Origin of the sequence: Pseudomonas bharatica CSV86, from assembly GCF_000319305.2 — a bacterium.
GTDB classification, from domain to species: Bacteria; Pseudomonadota; Gammaproteobacteria; order Pseudomonadales; family Pseudomonadaceae; genus Aquipseudomonas; species Aquipseudomonas bharatica.
Genome location: NZ_AMWJ02000002.1, coordinates 1,181,207 through 1,197,269, shown reverse-complemented (window position 1 = coordinate 1,197,269; position 16,063 = coordinate 1,181,207). Strand labels below are relative to the sequence as shown.

12 protein-coding genes and 3 pseudogenes are annotated in these 16,063 nt (G+C 65.6%); 11 read left to right on the top strand and 4 right to left on the bottom strand.

Features of this window, described 5'->3' with window-relative positions:
* Positions 1-17: 17 nt before the first annotated feature.
* The 4 genes from CSV86_RS31455 to CSV86_RS19370 all read right to left on the bottom strand — a co-directional run bounded on the left by CSV86_RS31455 (position 18) and on the right by CSV86_RS19370 (position 2,721).
* Positions 18-587 (bottom strand): hypothetical protein, encoded by a 570-nt coding sequence (locus CSV86_RS31455; protein ID WP_009403680.1) that lies wholly within the window; start codon positions 585-587, stop codon positions 18-20.
* Positions 584-1,327, bottom strand: a complete 744-nt coding sequence (locus CSV86_RS19380) for a DUF2092 domain-containing protein (RefSeq protein ID WP_009403682.1) — start codon at positions 1,325-1,327, stop codon at positions 584-586. Before CSV86_RS19380 ends, CSV86_RS31455 begins: the two co-directional genes overlap by 4 nt.
* An 11-nt stretch (positions 1,328-1,338) precedes the next feature.
* Positions 1,339-2,238, bottom strand: coding sequence for a transporter (locus CSV86_RS19375; protein WP_009403684.1), 900 nt, complete (start codon positions 2,236-2,238; stop codon positions 1,339-1,341).
* Positions 2,239-2,316: 78 nt separating this feature from the next.
* Positions 2,317-2,721 (bottom strand): hypothetical protein, encoded by a 405-nt coding sequence (locus tag CSV86_RS19370; RefSeq protein WP_009403685.1) that lies wholly within the window; start codon positions 2,719-2,721, stop codon positions 2,317-2,319.
* A 341-nt stretch (positions 2,722-3,062) separates the two neighbouring features.
* Here CSV86_RS19370 and CSV86_RS19365 point away from each other — a divergent pair.
* The 11 genes and pseudogenes from CSV86_RS19365 to CSV86_RS19315 all read left to right on the top strand — a co-directional run bounded on the left by CSV86_RS19365 (position 3,063) and on the right by CSV86_RS19315 (position 16,046).
* Positions 3,063-3,742: pseudogene (locus CSV86_RS19365) on the top strand (tellurite resistance TerB family protein).
* A gap of 138 nt (positions 3,743-3,880) precedes the next feature.
* Positions 3,881-5,503, top strand: coding sequence for a methyl-accepting chemotaxis protein (locus CSV86_RS19360; RefSeq protein ID WP_009403321.1), 1,623 nt, complete (start codon positions 3,881-3,883; stop codon positions 5,501-5,503).
* A gap of 7 nt (positions 5,504-5,510) precedes the next feature.
* Positions 5,511-6,026, top strand: a complete 516-nt coding sequence (locus CSV86_RS19355) for a chemotaxis protein CheW (RefSeq protein WP_009403314.1) — start codon at positions 5,511-5,513, stop codon at positions 6,024-6,026.
* Positions 6,023-7,285: a CheR family methyltransferase gene (locus CSV86_RS19350; protein WP_009403312.1), complete on the top strand. Its 1,263-nt coding sequence runs from the start codon at positions 6,023-6,025 to the stop codon at positions 7,283-7,285. Before CSV86_RS19355 ends, CSV86_RS19350 begins: the two co-directional genes overlap by 4 nt.
* Positions 7,282-7,940: pseudogene (locus CSV86_RS19345) on the top strand (chemotaxis protein CheW). Before CSV86_RS19350 ends, CSV86_RS19345 begins: the two are co-directional and overlap by 4 nt.
* Positions 7,937-10,207: a hybrid sensor histidine kinase/response regulator gene (locus CSV86_RS19340; protein WP_009403308.1), complete on the top strand. Its 2,271-nt coding sequence runs from the start codon at positions 7,937-7,939 to the stop codon at positions 10,205-10,207. Before CSV86_RS19345 ends, CSV86_RS19340 begins: the two are co-directional and overlap by 4 nt.
* A complete protein-coding gene (locus tag CSV86_RS19335; protein WP_009403302.1) occupies positions 10,204-11,217 on the top strand; it encodes a chemotaxis response regulator protein-glutamate methylesterase in 1,014 nt (337 codons plus the stop codon). Before CSV86_RS19340 ends, CSV86_RS19335 begins: the two co-directional genes overlap by 4 nt.
* A gap of 52 nt (positions 11,218-11,269) precedes the next feature.
* Positions 11,270-12,308, top strand: a pseudogene (locus CSV86_RS19330) (diguanylate cyclase domain-containing protein); the annotation flags it as partial.
* Positions 12,309-12,484: 176 nt separating this feature from the next.
* Positions 12,485-13,580 (top strand): peptide chain release factor 2 gene (gene prfB, locus CSV86_RS19325; protein WP_100228131.1). Its coding sequence is split into 2 segments (ribosomal slippage): positions 12,485-12,556 and positions 12,558-13,580, totalling 1,095 coding nucleotides; the frame shifts between segments, so codons are not numbered across the junction.
* A 93-nt stretch (positions 13,581-13,673) separates the two neighbouring features.
* The gene (gene lysS / locus CSV86_RS19320) at positions 13,674-15,176 is read left to right on the top strand and encodes a lysine--tRNA ligase (RefSeq protein ID WP_009403296.1); all 1,503 of its coding nucleotides are present in this window, start codon (positions 13,674-13,676) and stop codon (positions 15,174-15,176) included.
* Between the two features lie 153 nt (positions 15,177-15,329).
* Positions 15,330-16,046, top strand: coding sequence for a TetR/AcrR family transcriptional regulator (locus CSV86_RS19315; protein ID WP_009403294.1), 717 nt, complete (start codon positions 15,330-15,332; stop codon positions 16,044-16,046).
* Positions 16,047-16,063 lie beyond the last annotated feature (17 nt).

The following is a 16,063-nucleotide window of genomic DNA, read 5'->3' as shown; positions in this document are numbered from 1 at the left end:
TACAGGGTCGTTGTGGTTCACCATGGCGAAGCCACCACCACGAAACTGATGCTGTTGCCCACGTACTGCGGCCGGTACCAGGTAGCGCCGCAATGCTGGTAGGCCACGCCATTGGCGACCACCGAGACGCAGTCCGGCGGGATCGCGTCGACCTGGGTGCCGATGGCGATGGCCGCCGCGGTGGTGGCGCCTACCACGGCCGCCGCCGCCCAGGGGTTGTACCAATCGTCATGGTGCGGAGGAGGAGGTGGCGGCGGCGGCGGTGGAGGTGGCATCGGACCGGGGCCCGGCCCAGGATGCGGCCCGGGCCCGGGATGTGGACCCGGGCCGGGCTGCGGATGTGGTCCAGGGCCCGGCATCGGATACGGCGCCGGTTGCGGCCGCGGCATGGGCTGTGGCTGCGGGTGGTAGGCGGGCCGATAGCCAGGCTGCAACGCCGGTCTCTGGAAACCACCCCCGCCCATATGATGCGGCACCACGAAACTGCGCCCGCCGCCACCGCCGCGCAATTGCCATGCCTCGGCAACCGCCGGCAGCGCCAGGCAGGCGGCGAGGCCCAGGCTGAAGAGCGCCCTGGTCCGGCTCATGGTCGTTCTCCTGCGCGCAATTGCACCAGCGGCACCGGCAGCGCCTTGGCTGGCGGGGTAAAGGCAAACGCGTCCGGGCTGATCGGCGAGCTCAGGTCCCAGGCAAAGCTGACGCTGTGCCGGGGCCGCTCGGCGTCGTCGCGGCGGGTGATCACCAGGCGGCAGGGCAGCGGCTGCGGACCTTCGCGCAGCCACAGTTGCCAGTCGATCTCGGGCTGGCGGTAGGCGTAATGCACGCAGCGCTGGCCATCGATGCTGTCCTTGCCGATGGTGTAGGCCTGGCTGATGCCCACCTCGTCGGCGGTGCCGGGGCTCCAGCGGAACAGGTCGGCCAATGGCAGCTCGATGCCGTAGCGGTCGTCCAGCAGGTCCAGGAGCTTGTCGATGCTCTCGGGCGCAGGCTCCCGGGTGTAGTAGTTCAGGCGCTGGTCGTAGAGGGTGAAGTGCTTGCCGTCATAAAAGAAGCGGCGGCTGGCTCCGGCCTGGTCGACATTGACGTAGAGCTTGTCGGGCCGCACCGCGAGTACCTGGGTATGGTGCTGGAAGGCGATGGTCTGGCCGCTGTCCAGTTGCTGGTCGGTTTCGCTGCGGGTGCTCAGGCTGAAGCGGTCCAGGCCCTGCAGGTAGCTGCCCATCGAGGACAGCGCGGCGAGGGCGGCGGGGTCGCGCTCGTTCTTGTCGGCGGCCTGGGCGCAGCCGCAGGCCAGGAGCAGGGCAAGGGCGATATGACGCGGTTTCATGCCGTGCCTCCTTACCAGACGTACTGCAGGCGCAGGGTCCAGGTGTTCACGTCCGGCGAGCCGGTGCGTTCCGAGACCGTATCGGTGTAGGCCACCAGCCCGCCGAACTGCGGCGAAAGCATGAAGCCCAGGCTGGCACCGAGCAGGGTGTTGGATTGCTTGTTGTCCTGGTCCACGCCGTCTACGCGGGTTTCGCCACCGGTGCTGTAGGTCGCGTCGAACGACACCCACAATGCGCGGTTGACGCTGTAGCTGTAGTGCCCTTCCACGGCGTACAGCGGCTTCTGCTCCAGCTTGCTGTCACCGAGGTAGTCGTCGTTGTCGCCGTACAGCGAGACGTAGCCGTTGATTTCCAGCCAGGTCGGGCCGATGGGGTGGCCGAAGGCGATCTCCGGCTTCACCACCCAGCGATTGGCGCCGATATTGATCACCCGGTCCTTGTCGTAATCGCCGTTGGGTAGCGTCACCCACAGCGCGCCGCTCATGAAGGTTTCCGGGGTCCACTTGGCGAACTCCTCGGCGGTCAGGGCCGGGCCGCCGAAGAAATTGTGGGCGAAGACCACCTGGGTATCGCCCATGCCGCCGTTGTGCTTGGTGCCATCGAAGAAGCGCGCATCATCGAACGACGCCGAGACATCGGCGTAGGGCTGGATCAACTGGATGGCGCTGTTGCGCCCGTCGATGGCGAAGCTGCGGGCGTAGCGGAACAGGTAGAGGTCGGCATTGAGCGATAGCCCGTCGATGGGCAGGGTGGTGTCGATGGGGGTGTTGGTGTCGATCCGGTTGTAGTAGCCGAACACCATGTTCAGGTCGATCGGGGTGTTCTGCCAGTCGCGGGCATTATCGGCCAGGGCCGGGCTGGCAATGCCCAGCATTAGGGACATGGACAGGAAAATACGACGAATCCCCATACGACATTCCTTGCAATTCAAGTAACGGACGAGTGCATCCCGCGCTATTCGGATAACGCTGTTGTTCAACGAGCGAAACTACTGGTACTTGATGACCACGGCCTTGAGCTTGCGCCCCTCGACATCGCGGATATCGCGGTTCCATAACGGACCTTCGACATAGGTGGCGACGGGCTGGATGCGGTCGTAGACCACGACGGCGGCATCCCCGCCAATGCTGGCGGCCTGTTCGCGCAACTTCTGCTCGACTTCGCTGATGGCCGGCGGCGGTTCGATACTGGCATCGATCAGGACTTCGCCGAGGCGTACATGAGGGCGGGTCGGTTCCGTGCGCAGCACCGCCACCTGGGCGGCAGACGTAGGCGCAGCGTGGGGTGCGCCGACATACTCGGTGGTGCGGGCGTCGATGCTGCTGCATCCGACCAGCAGCAACCCCATGGCGACGAGGCCGGCGGGGAGGCAACGCCCGAGGACTGTCTTCATCTTCGACTCCTTTCAAAGAACGCGTGTTACAAGACTGCTGAGACGTTAGTAGAGAGTTCGGATTAATACCAAGGCAGGGTTATTAGAAATCGCTATAAGTAGTCGTCCAGATAAAACCAGTGACCTTCTGGAAGTTAGGCGCTAGTTGATTTATCGAAAAGGGCAACTGCGAAACTGTGTGCTGAATCATTTCCCGACTGTTGAACCTGATACGTTTGCCAACCGGTCCTTTGTCATTACCGGAAATAGATTTTCATCCTGCTTTCGGGAAACCCCGGGTAGCATGCCTCTCTTAACAGTCAATGGATTTTTCCTACATTGATTCTCCGAGGAGCATTGCAATGAATACCCGAGGTTTGCTCGATCAACTGCTCAGGTCCGGGCAGGACCTGCTGCAAAAACAGACCGGCGCGCCCGGCGCATCGAAAAGCGGCGGCGGGCTGGGCAGCCTGCTTTCCGGCATGGGCGGCGGCGCGGCGGCGGCCGGGGCGCTGGGTGTGCTGATGGGCAGCAAGAAAGCCCGCAAATACGGCGGCAAGGCCCTGGCCTACGGTGGCCTGGCGGCGCTTGGCGTGCTGGCCTACAAGGCCTATGGCAACTGGCAGGCGCAGCAGGCGGCAGCGCCCAAGGGCGAGCCGCAGACCGTCGACCGGCTGCCCCCGGCCCAGGTGGAGCAGCATAGCCAGGCGATCCTCAAGGCGCTGGTCGCCGCCGCCAGGGCCGACGGCCATGTGGATGAACGCGAGCGGGAACTGATCGAGGGCGAGTTCGTCAGGCTGTCCGGCGATGACCGCGATCTGCAGCACTGGCTGCACGCCGAGCTGGGCAAGCCGCTGGACCCGGCCGAGGTCGCGCGTGCTGCCACCACCCGGAAATGGCTGCGGAAATGTACCTGGCCAGCGTGATGCTGGTGGACGAGGAGCATTTCATGGAGCGCGCCTACCTCGACGAACTGGCCAAGCAGTTGCGCCTCGATCCGGCGCTGAAAGCCGAGCTGGAACGTCAGGTTCGTGCGACCTGAGTCAACAAACCGGGCAAATGGCCACGGCGCGTCGCCATTTTGCCCAATCAACCCTGTAGGATCAGTCCTATCGATACGTAGGCCCTAGGCTATAATCAGCCCATTTTTCCTGCCGCGTACAACGCTCGAGGGCTGATTGTGAAGAACTGGACATTGCGCCAACGGATCCTGGCAAGTTTCGCCGTGATCATCGCCATCATGTCGTTGATGGTGGTCGCCGCCTATTCGCGGTTGATCACCATCGAGGAAAGCGAGCAGGCAGTCCGTGCCGACAGCATGCCCGGCGTCTACTACAGCTCGATGATCCGCAGCGCCTGGGTTGACAGTTTCATCCTGACCCAGCGCCTGGTCGGCCTCAACGACCGGCGCGCGCTGACCGATGCCGACATGGCCTTGTACAGGAGCTACGACGAGCACCTGCAGCAGCAGATGGGCAACTACCGCAAGACCATGAACGACTCGGAAGACCAGGCCAACTTCGCCCAGTTCGAAGGCATGGTCGCCGAGTACAAGCAGTACCTCACCACCGTGCTCAACGCCTACGGCAAGCAGGACTACGCCGAAGCCCAGCGCGTGCTCCTGGAAGACCTGATGCCGACCTGGGCCGCCGGGCGCAAGAGCGTCAACAACCTGATCGACTGGAACCGTCGCTATGCCGACCAGGCCACCGACAGCATCGTTTCGGCAGTGAGTACCGCCAAGCTGAGCATGGTGGTGTCGCTGATCCTGGCGGTGATCGCCGCCGGCGTTTGCGGCCTGTTGCTGATGCGGGTCATTACCGAGCCCATGCAGCGTATCGTGCGCTCCCTGGAAACCCTGCGCGGCGGCGACCTCAGCGTACGCATGAACCTGGAGCGCAACGACGAGTTCGGCGCGGTGGAAACCGGGTTCAACGAAATGGTCAGCGAACTCACCGGCCTGGTCTCCCAGGCCCAGCGGTCCTCGGTGCAGGTGACCACGTCGGTGACCGAGATCGCCGCCACTTCCAAGCAGCAGCAGGCCACGGCCACCGAAACCGCGGCCACCACCACCGAGATCGGCGCCACCTCGCGGGAAATCGCCGCCACCTCCCGCGACCTGGTGCGCACCATGACCGAAGTGACCACCGCCGCCGACCAGGCCTCGGTGCTCGCCGGCTCCGGCCAGCAAGGGCTGGCGCGCATGGAGGAAACCATGCACCAGGTGATGGGCGCCGCCGACCTGGTGAACAACAAGCTGGCGATCCTCAACGAGAAGGCCGGCAACATCAACCAGGTGGTGGTGACCATCGTCAAGGTCGCCGACCAGACCAACCTGCTGTCGCTCAACGCGGCGATCGAGGCCGAGAAGGCTGGCGAGTACGGTCGCGGTTTTGCAGTGGTCGCCACCGAGGTGCGCCGCCTGGCCGACCAGACCGCCGTGGCCACCTACGACATCGAGCAGATGGTCCGCGAGATCCAGTCGGCGGTCTCCGCCGGGGTGATGGGCATGGACAAGTTTTCCGAGGAAGTGCGCCGCGGCATGTTCGAGGTCCAGCAGGTCGGCGAGCAGTTGAGCCAGATCATCCATCAGGTCCAGGCCCTGGCGCCGCGGGTGCTGATGGTCAACGAAGGCATGCAGGCCCAGGCCACGGGCGCCGAGCAGATCAACCACGCCCTGGCCCAGCTCAGCGATGCCAGCAGCCAGACCGTGGAGTCGTTGCGCCAGGCCAGTTTTGCCATCGACGAATTGAGCCAGGTCGCGGTCGGTCTGCGCGGCGGTGTCTCGCGGTTCAAAGTCTGACGTGACGATGACCGAGCCCACGCCCCGCCGCAGCCCGGACGCGGCTTGCCAGGAACGCCTGTTCCTGGTGTTCCGTATCGGCGCCGAGCGTTTTGCCCTGGACACCCGGGAAGTCGCCGAGGTGTTGCCGCGCCTGCCCTTGAAACCGCTGCCCCATGCTCCGGGCTATGTCGCCGGGGTTCTGGCCCACCGTGGCGTGCTGGTGCCGGTGATTGATGTCAGCGCCCTGACCTTCGGTACGCCAGCGCCGCAGCGCACCAGCACGCGCCTGGTGCTGGTGCATTACCGTTTCGATCCGGCGCGGCCGGACCTGCTGCTCGGGCTGATCCTCGAACAGGCCAGCGATACCCTGCGCTGCGATCCGGCACAGTTCCGCCCCTACGGCGTGGACAACCGCGAGGCGCCTTATCTCGGCCCGGTGCGCGAGGATGCCGATGGCCTGTTGCAATGGATCGGCGTGCAGGACCTGCTCGACGAGCAGGTGCGTTCGATGCTGTTCCCCGCCGACGGGGGCCCGGCATGACCATCGAGCGGCGTTTCTTCCGTTTTCTTCAGGAGCGCATCGGGCTGGATGTCAGCTCGGTCGGCGAGCAGATGGTCGAGCGCGCCCTGCGCCAGCGTTGCGCGGCGCTGGCGGCCAATGACCTGGACGATTACTGGGTGCAGTTGCAGCAGTCCCACGCCGAACAGCAAGCACTGATCGAGGCGGTGATCGTTCCCGAGACCTGGTTCTTCCGCTATCCGGAGTCCTTCGCTGCGCTTCTGGAACTGGCGCGCAAACGCCTGGCGGAACTGGGCGGTGCGCGGTCTCTGAAGATTCTCAGCCTGCCCTGTTCCACCGGCGAGGAGCCCTATTCCATTGCGATGGCCCTGCTCGACGGCGGTGTGCCGGCCCAGGCGTTCACGGTCGAGGCCATGGACATCAGCCCCAATTCCATTGCCCGTGCCCAGCGCGCCCTGTATGGGCGCAACTCCTTCCGCGGGCCCGACCAGGCGTTTCGCGAGCGACATTTCAGCGCAAGCGAGGAGGGCCATGAGCTCGACGCACGGGTGCAGCGCCAGGTGCGTTTCGAGGTTGGCAATGTGCTGGACCCGGCCCTGCTGGTTCGCCAGGGCAGTTATGACTTCGTGTTCTGCCGCAACCTGCTGATCTATTTCGACCTGGCGACCCAGCAGCGCGTATTCGAAGTGCTGAAGAACCTGACCCATGCCGATGGCGTGCTGTTCATCGGCCCGGCCGAAGGCAGCCTGCTGGCGCGCCTGGGCATGCGCCCGGTGGGCATCGCCCAGTCGTTCGCCTATGTCCGCCAGGTCGCCGAAGCCATGCCGGCGCCGCGCCCGGCCGCGCAGGTAGCAGCGCCTCGGGCCGCGCCGCTGCGTCAGGCCGCAGTGGCCGCGCCGCCACCTGCGCGGCGCAGGATCCCCGCGCCGGCCCCTGGACCGGCGCAGCCCGCGCGCAACGAGCAGCCCGGCGAATTGCTGGCGCAGATCGCCGTCCTCGCCAATGCCGGCAACAGCGAGCAGGCCCGCGCCGCCTGCCAGCGTTACCTCAAGCAGTTCGAGCCTTCGGCCCAGGTGTTCTACTGGCTGGGGCTGCTCAGCGACACCGCCGGCGACAGCAGCGACGCCGTCAACCAGTACCGCAAGGCGCTGTATCTGGAACCGCAGCATCCCGAGGCCCTGGCCCACCTGGCGGCATTGCTCGCCTCGCGGGGCGATACGGCCGGCGCCCGGCGCTTGCAGGAGCGCGCCGCGCGGCGCGAGCGGGAGGCTGATCGATGAGCGAAGGAATCAACGTGCTGACCGGCGATGTGCAGCGCATCGACGATTGCTGGAACCGCATCGGTGTGCACGGCGACAAGAGCTGCCCGTTGCTCGAGGAGCATGTGCATTGTCGCAATTGCCCGGTGTATGCCGCTGCGGCCACGCGCCTGCTGGACCGTTATGCCCTGGCCCAGGACGCCCATGTCCGCGAAGTGGTCGAGGAACAGGCGGAGCAGGGGCCTTCGCTGCTGCTGTTCCGTCTCGGTGAGGAATGGCTGGCCCTGGCCACCCGCTGCCTGGCCGAAGTGGCGCCGGTGCAACCGGTGCACTCGCTGCCGCACCAGCGCTCGCGGATGCTGCTGGGGTGGCCAATGTGCGCGGCGCACTGGTGCCTTGCCTGGCCCTCGGTGACCTGCTCGGGCTGGAGCTGACCGAAGCCCCGCCCGGTACCGGCCGGGTCATGCCGCGCATGCTGATCCTGGCTGCCAGGGGCGGCGCGGTGGTGCTGCCGGTGGACGAGGTGGACGGCATCCACGCCCTCGACCTGCGCCTGCGCGGCGAAACCGCCCACGAAAACCGTTTTACCCGGCACATCCTTCAATGGCGCGGGCGAAGCGTGCGAATCCTGGATGAAGACCAGTTGTTGTCTGCAGTCGAGCGGAGCCTTTCATGACCCCAGAGCAGATGCGCGATGCCTCGTTGCTGGAGCTGTTCAGCCTCGAAGCCGAAGCCCAGACCCAGGTGCTCAGCGCCGGGCTGCTGGCGCTCGAGCGCAATCCGGCCCAGGCCGACCAGCTCGAGGCGTGCATGCGTGCTGCGCACTCGCTCAAGGGCGCGGCACGGATCGTCGGCATCGATGCCGGGGTCAGCGTGGCCCATGTCATGGAAGATTGCCTGGTGGAAGCCCAGGAAGGGCGCCTGCGCCTGCGTCCGGAACATATCGATGCGTTGCTGCAGGGCACCGATCTGCTGATGCGTATTGCCACGCCGGGGGATACGTCGGTGGACGCGGCGGTGCAGGCGTACCTGGTGCAGGTGGCCGAGCTGTTGCAGCCCGGTGCTGCGCCGGCACCGGTGCCGGTTGTGCCACCGGTGCCCGAGCCGGAGCCAGAGACCGTGGCAGCGGCTGCGCCCGAGGAGCCGCCAGCCGAGCCCGAACCGCGAACGGTGTCCAAGGGCAAGGCGGTCGAGGGTGGCGAACGGGTCCTGCGGGTCACGGCCGAGCGCCTCAACAGCCTGCTCGACCTGTCCAGCAAGGCCCTGGTGGAAACCCAGCGCTTCAAGCCGTTCCTGGCCACCCTGCAGCGCCTCAAGCGCGTGCAGGGCCAGAGCCTGCGCGTCCTCGACGAACTCAAGGCGCAGATCGAGGCCGGCGGGCAGGGTGAAGACATTCACCAGGCCCTGGCCCTGACCCAACAGTTGCTGGGCGAAGCACAACAGATGCTGCAGCAGCAGGTGGTCGATCTCGACGAGCTGGGCTGGCAGGCCGGGCAGCGCGCGCAGAACCTCTACGACATGGCCCTGGCCTGTCGCATGCGCCCGTTCGCCGACGTGCTGGCCGGACAGAGCCGCATGGTCCGCGACCTGGGACGTTCCCTCGGCAAGCAGGTGCGCCTGGAAGTCGAAGGCGAGAAGACCCAGGTGGACCGCGACGTGCTGGAAAAACTCGAAGCGCCGCTGACCCATCTGCTGCGCAATGCCGTCGATCACGGCATCGAACTGCCGGAGCAGCGCCTGGCCGCGGGCAAGCCGGCGGAAGGCACCATCCGCTTGCGCGCTTCCCACCAGGCCGGATTGCTGATGCTCGAATTGAGCGACGATGGCGGCGGCGTCGATCTGCAGCGCCTGCGTCGCAGCATCGTAGAGCGCAATCTGTCACCGGCCGAGACCGTGGCGCAGATGAGCGAGGCGGAGCTGCTGACCTTCCTCTTCCTGCCCGGCTTCAGCCTGCGCGACAAGGTTACCGAGGTGTCCGGGCGCGGTGTCGGCCTGGACGCGGTGCAGCACATGGTCCGCCAGTTGCGCGGCCAGGTCGGGATGACCCAGGGCGACGGCAGCGGCAGTCGCTTCCATCTGGAAGTCCCGCTGACCCTGTCGGTGGTGCGCAGCCTGGTGGTGCAGGTGAGCGGCGAAGCCTACGCCTTCCCCCTGGCTCATATCGAACGCACCCTGGAACTGTCCGCCGAGGCGATCGTGCAGATCGAGGGGCGCCAGCAGTTCTGGCACGAAGGCCGGGCCGTGGGCCTGGTGTCGGCCAGCCAGTTGCTCAATCGGCCGGTCGGCCAGAACAGCGAGCAGAGCATCAAGGTGGTGGTGATCCGCGAGCGCGAGACGCTGTACGGCGTGGCCGTCGACCGCCTGGTCGGCGAGCGCGTGCTGGTGGTCATGCCGCTGGATTCGCGCCTGGGCAAGGTCCAGGACATTTCTGCCGGGGCCTTGCTGGACGACGGTTCGGTGGTGTTGATCGTCGATGTCGAGGACCTGCTGCGTTCGGTGGAAAAACTGCTCGGTACCGGCCGCCTGGAGCGTATCGAGCGCCGCGGCAGTGCCCGTGAAGCGGCGCGCAAGCGCGTGCTGGTGGTAGACGACTCGCTCACCGTGCGCGAGCTGCAACGCAAGCTGCTAAGCAACCGCGGCTACCAGGTGGCGGTGGCGGTGGACGGCATGGACGGCTGGAACGCCCTGCGCAGCGAGGATTTCGACCTGCTCATTACCGATATCGACATGCCGCGCATGGACGGTATCGAGCTGGTGACGCTGGTGCGCCGCGACAGCCGCCTGCAATCGCTGCCGGTCATGGTGGTGTCCTACAAGGACCGGGAAGAAGACCGACGGCGCGGGCTGGATGCCGGGGCTGACTATTATTTGGCCAAGGCGAGTTTCCATGACGACGCCTTGCTGGATGCCGTAGTCGAGCTGATCGGGAGTGCCCAGGGATGAAGATCGCCATCGTCAATGATATGCCCCTTGCCGTCGAGGCCCTGCGCCGGGCGCTGGCCTTCGAGCCGGCGCACGAGGTGATCTGGGTCGCCAGCAATGGCGTGGAGGCGGTGCAGCGCTGCGCCGAGCAGACCCCGGACCTGCTGCTGATGGACCTGATCATGCCGCTGATGGACGGTGTGGAGGCGACCCGGCGGATCATGGCCGAGTCGCCGTGCGCCATCGTTATCGTCACCGTCGATCGGCAACAGAACGTGCACCGGGTATTCGAGGCCATGGGGCATGGCGCCCTGGACGTGGTCGATACGCCGGCGCTGGGCAGCGGCGATCCGAAGGAAGCCGCGGCCCCCTTGTTGCGCAAGATCCTCAATATCTCCTGGCTCATCGGCCAGCAGCGCGGCAGCAGCGTACGCCCGGTGGCGGCCCCGGTGCGCCAGGCGGTGCAACGCCAGGGCCTGGTTGCCATCGGTTCGTCCGCAGGCGGGCCGGCCGCGCTGGAAGTGCTGCTCAAGGGCTTGCCCAAGGCTTTTCCGGCTTCGATCGTGCTGGTCCAGCATGTCGACCAGGTGTTCGCCGGCGGCATGGCCGAGTGGCTGGCCAGCAGTTCCGAGCAGAAGGTGCGCCTGGCCCGCGAGGGCGAACCGCCGCAACCCGGGCACGTGCTGCTGGCCGGGACCAACCATCATATCCGCCTGCTCAGGGATGGCACCCTGGCCTATACGGCCGAGCCGGTGAACGAGATCTACCGCCCCTCGATCGACGTGTTCTTCGAGAGCGTGGCGCGGTTCTGGCGTGGCGATGCGGTGGGCGTGCTGCTCACCGGCATGGGCCGCGATGGTGCGCAGGGGCTCAAGCTCATGCGCGAGCAGGGCTTCCTGACCATCGCCCAGGACCAGCAGAGCAGTGCGGTGTACGGCATGCCCAAGGCCGCCGTCGCCATCGACGCGGCCGTGGAAGTGCGTCCGCTGGAGCGGATAGCCCCACGACTAATGGAAATTTTCCCGAAATGACGATATGTATTGAGTCACGCCGGCGGCGCCGGCAGTGCCCAGGTGACAGCGCATGAATGATCTACCGATCGACGGCTTTTCAACCTCTGACGAGAATTCGGCGATGGTGCTGCTGGTCGATGACCAGGCGATGATCGGCGAAGCCGTGCGCCGGGGCCTGGCCCAGGAAGACAACATCGACTTCCACTTCTGCGCCGATCCGCACGAGGCCGTGGCCCAGGCGGTGCGGATCAAGCCGACGGTGATCCTCCAGGACCTGATCATGCCGGGCCTCGACGGCCTGACCCTGGTGCGCGAGTACCGCGCCAACCCGGCGACCCAGGACATCCCCATCATCGTCCTCTCGACCAAGGAAGACCCGCTGGTGAAAAGCGCGGCCTTCGCCGCCGGGGCCAACGACTATCTGGTCAAGCTGCCCGACAACATAGAGCTGGTGGCGCGGATCCGCTATCACTCGCGGTCCTACATGACCCTGTTGCAGCGCGACGAGGCCTATCGTGCGCTGCGGGTCAGCCAGCAGCAGTTGCTCGATACCAACCTGGTGCTGCAGCGGCTGATGAACTCCGATGGCCTGACCGGGTTGTCCAACCGTCGCCACTTCGACGAGTACCTGGAGCTGGAATGGCGCCGGGCCATGCGCGAGCAGTCGCAGTTGTCGCTGCTGATGGTGGACGTGGATTACTTCAAGTCTTTCAACGACACCTTCGGCCACCTGGCCGGCGACGAGGCGTTGCGCCAGGTGGCCGAGGCCATTCGCTCGTGCTGCGCACGGCCAAGCGATCTGCCGGCGCGCTATGGCGGCGAAGAGTTCGCCCTGGTGCTACCCAATACCTCGCCGGGTGGCGCCCGCCTGCTGGCCGAGAAACTGCGCCAGACCGTGGAGGCCGCGCGCATCGCCCATATCATGCCGGCGCAGGACTCGGTGCTCAGCGTCAGCATCGGCCTGGCCACCCAGACCCCGGGGGTCGGCAGCCACTGCCGGCAACTGATCTCGGCGGCGGACAATGCCCTGTACCAGGCCAAGAACGGCGGCCGCAACCGTGTAGCCGTGGCTTGAGGGCCCCATCGCTGGCAAGCCAGCTCCCACAGGTGCATGCAGTCCCTGTGGGAGCTGGCTTGCCAGCGATGAGGCCAGCAAAAGCACCGCCATTTTCCGATATTCCTGTAAATCACCCTGCCGCCCGTAGCTTCCAGCTTGTCCCCCGCCACCCCCCCTGCGCTATACTCCCCGGCTTTTCACCGAATTACGCACGAGAGCAGCCCGCCCATGGAAATCAATCCGATCCTGAATACCATCAAGGACCTCACCGAGCGTTCCGAGTCCATTCGGGGGTATCTTTGACTACGATCACAAGCATGACCGCCTGATCGAAGTCAACCGCGAGCTCGAAGACCCGAACGTCTGGAACAAGCCCGAATACGCCCAGGGCCTTGGCCGCGAGCGCGCCATGCTGGCGCAGGTCGTGGAAACCCTGGACAAGCTCTCCGGCGGCCTCGCCGACTGCAAGGACCTGCTCGACATGGCCGTCGAGGAGAACGACGAGAGCGCCGTCGAAGACGTCGTGGCCGAGTTGCAGCAACTCGAGGAACACCTGGCCAAGCTGGAATTCCGGCGCATGTTCAGCGGCGAGATGGACATGAACAACGCCTACCTGGACATTCAGGCCGGCTCCGGCGGTACCGAAGCGCAGGACTGGGCCAACATCCTGCTGCGCATGTACCTGCGCTGGGCCGACAAGCGCGGCTTCGACGCGACCATCATCGAACTGTCCGAAGGCGAAGTCGCCGGCATCAAGGGCGCCACCGTGCATATCAAGGGCGAGTACGCCTTCGGCTGGCTGCGTACCGAGATCGGCGTGCACCGCCTGGTGCGCAAGAGCCCGTTCGACTCCGGCGCCCGTCGCCACACCTCGTTCTCCGCGGTGTTCGTCTCGCCCGAGATCGACGACAAGGTCGAGATCGAGATCAACCCGTCCGACCTGCGCATCGACACCTATCGCTCCTCCGGCGCCGGCGGCCAGCACGTCAACACCACCGACTCGGCGGTGCGTATCACCCACGTGCCGACCAACACCGTGGTGGCCTGCCAGAACGAACGCTCCCAGCACGCCAACAAGGACACCGCCATGAAAATGCTGCGGGCCAAGTTGTACGAGCTGGAGATGCAGAAGCGCAATGCCGCCTCCCAGGCCCTGGAAGACAGCAAGTCGGACATCGGCTGGGGTCACCAGATCCGTTCCTACGTGCTGGACGACTCGCGTATCAAGGACCTGCGTACCGGCGTCGAGCGCAGCGACTGCCAGAAGGTCCTGGACGGCGACCTGGACCAGTACCTGGAAGCGAGCCTCAAGCAGGGGCTGTAAGCCGTACACCACTGCCGCGCCCCCAGGCCAAGCGCCTGGGGCGCGTGCCCTGCCCGGAACGGGCAACGAATACCTGATGGAAAGAATGACGACATGAGCGAACTCAAGACCGAATCGCAAGACCTGCAACAGGAAGAAAACGCCCTGATCGCCCTGCGCAAGGAAAAACTTGCCGCAGCGCGCGCCAAGGGCCAGGCCTTCCCCAACGACTTCCGCCGCGACAGCTACTGCAACGACCTGCAGAAGCAGTATGTCGACAAGACCAAGGAAGAGCTGGAAGCGGCTGCGATCCCGGTCAAGGTTGCCGGGCGCATCATGCTCAACCGCGGTTCGTTCATGGTGATCCAGGACATGACCGGGCGCATCCAGGTCTACGTCAACCGCAAGACCCTGCCCGAAGAAACCCTGGCCGAGGTAAAAACCTGGGACCTGGGCGACATCATCGCCGCCGAAGGCACCCTGGCCCGTTCCGGCAAGGGCGACCTGTACGTCGAGATGACCCGCGTGCGCCTGCTGACCAAGTCGCTGCGCCCGCTGCCGGACAAGCACCATGGCCTGACCGACACCGAGCAGCGCTATCGCCAGCGCTACGTCGACCTGATCGTCAACGAAGACACCCGTGAGACCTTCCGCGTGCGTTCCCTGGTGATCTCGCATATCCGCAGCTTCCTGGCCAAGCGCGACTTCCTCGAGGTCGAGACGCCGATGCTGCAGACCATTCCGGGCGGCGCCGCGGCCAAGCCGTTCGAAACCCACCACAACGCCCTGGACATGCCGATGTTCCTGCGCATCGCGCCGGAGCTGTACCTCAAGCGCCTGGTGGTCGGTGGCTTCGAGAAGGTCTTCGAGATCAACCGCAACTTCCGTAACGAAGGCGTCTCGACCCGGCACAACCCCGAGTTCACCATGCTGGAGTTCTACCAGGCCTACGCCGACTACACCGACAACATGGACCTCACCGAGGAACTGTTCCGCGAGCTGGCGCAACTGGTGCTCGGCACTACCGACGTGCCGTACGGCGACAAGGTGTTCCACTTCGGCGAGCCGTTCGCGCGGATGTCGGTATTCGACTCGATCCTCAAGTACAACCCGGAATTGACCGAGGCTGACCTGCTGGACGTCGACAAGGCTCGCGAAATCGCCAGGAAGGCCGGTGCCAAGGTGCTCGGTCACGAAGGCCTGGGCAAGCTGCAGGTGATGATTTTCGAGGAACTGGTGGAGAGCAAGCTGGAGCAGCCGCACTTCATCACCGAGTACCCGTTCGAAGTCTCGCCGCTGGCGCGCCGCAACGACGCCAACCCGAACGTTACCGACCGCTTCGAGCTGTTCATCGGTGGCCGCGAGATCGCCAACGCCTACTCCGAGCTCAACGATGCCGAAGACCAGGCCGAGCGTTTCCTCGCCCAGGTGGCCGAGAAGGACGCTGGTGACGACGAAGCCATGCACTACGACGCCGACTTCGTCCGCGCCCTGGAATACGGCATGCCGCCGACTGCGGGTGAAGGCATCGGTATCGACCGCCTGGTGATGCTGCTGACCAACTCGCCGTCGATCCGTGATGTGATCCTGTTCCCGCACATGCGTCCGCAGGCCTGATCTTCACCAGGCTTGAAGGCCCCCATCGCTGGCAAGCCACGCCGTACCTGTGGGAGCTGGCTTGCCAGCGATGAGGCCCTGAAGGACACTATGAATCAGCCGCCAAGAGCGGCTTTTTCATGCCCGAAAATCCCGATTTCGAGGTAACCGCCCGTGACTCCCTCCCAGCCCCAACAAGGCGCCGCCGGCGTTGCCTCCGCCGTCGCCGAAAGCGTCCAGTACCAGGGCCGCAAGGCCAGCCGCCAGGGCAGCGAGCAGCGTCGCCAGCAGATTCTCGATGCGGCCATGCGCATCGTCGTCCGTGACGGCGTGCGTGGCGTGCGCCACCGCGCGGTGGCGGCAGAGGCGGGCGTGCCGCTGTCGGCCACCACCTACTACTTCGACGATATCCAGGACCTGCTCAGCGATACCTTCGCCCAGTATGTCGAGCGCAGTGCCGCCTACATGGCCAAGCTGTGGGAAAGCACCGAGGTGGTCCTGCGCCAGTTGCTGGCCCAGGGTGATGGCAGCCCGGCTTCCCGCGCGCGGTTGGCCGACGAGGTGGCCAAGATGACCTGCGAGTATGTCCAGCGCCAATTGCACAATCGCCGCGACTTTCTCATGGCCGAGCAGGCCTTCCGCCAGGAAGCGCTGCTGAGCCCGCGCCTGGCCGAGCTGGTGAAGTCGCACGAGCAGATCCTCCTGCGTGGCGCCTGCCAGCTTTTGCAGGTGGTGGGCTCGCGCCAGCCGCAACAGGACGCCATTGTATTGACGGCAATCATCGAGCAGATGGAGTATCAGGGCCTGCTCGAAGCCGCAAAACCGCAGGCTGAAGGGCAGATGCTCGCTATTCTTGTCCGATACCAGCACCTGGTGCTGGCGGCGGAGTGAGCCGCGAGCGCCTTTCA

What these genes read in the sequence shown, in the direction of transcription:
- CSV86_RS31455 (WP_009403680.1), bottom strand. Translation starts at nt 587, where the DNA reads ATGAGCCGGACCAGGGCGCTCTTCAGCCTGGGCCTCGCCGCCTGCCTG.
- CSV86_RS19380 (WP_009403682.1), bottom strand. Translation starts at nt 1,327, where the DNA reads ATGAAACCGCGTCATATCGCCCTTGCCCTGCTCCTGGCCTGCGGCTGC.
- CSV86_RS19375 (WP_009403684.1), bottom strand. Translation starts at nt 2,238, where the DNA reads ATGGGGATTCGTCGTATTTTCCTGTCCATGTCCCTAATGCTGGGCATT.
- CSV86_RS19370 (WP_009403685.1), bottom strand. Translation starts at nt 2,721, where the DNA reads ATGAAGACAGTCCTCGGGCGTTGCCTCCCCGCCGGCCTCGTCGCCATG.
- CSV86_RS19355 (WP_009403314.1), top strand. Translation starts at nt 5,511, where the DNA reads ATGACCGAGCCCACGCCCCGCCGCAGCCCGGACGCGGCTTGCCAGGAA.
- CSV86_RS19350 (WP_009403312.1), top strand. Translation starts at nt 6,023, where the DNA reads ATGACCATCGAGCGGCGTTTCTTCCGTTTTCTTCAGGAGCGCATCGGG.
- CSV86_RS19340 (WP_009403308.1), top strand. Translation starts at nt 7,937, where the DNA reads ATGACCCCAGAGCAGATGCGCGATGCCTCGTTGCTGGAGCTGTTCAGC.
- CSV86_RS19335 (WP_009403302.1), top strand. Translation starts at nt 10,204, where the DNA reads ATGAAGATCGCCATCGTCAATGATATGCCCCTTGCCGTCGAGGCCCTG.
- lysS (WP_009403296.1), top strand. Translation starts at nt 13,674, where the DNA reads ATGAGCGAACTCAAGACCGAATCGCAAGACCTGCAACAGGAAGAAAAC.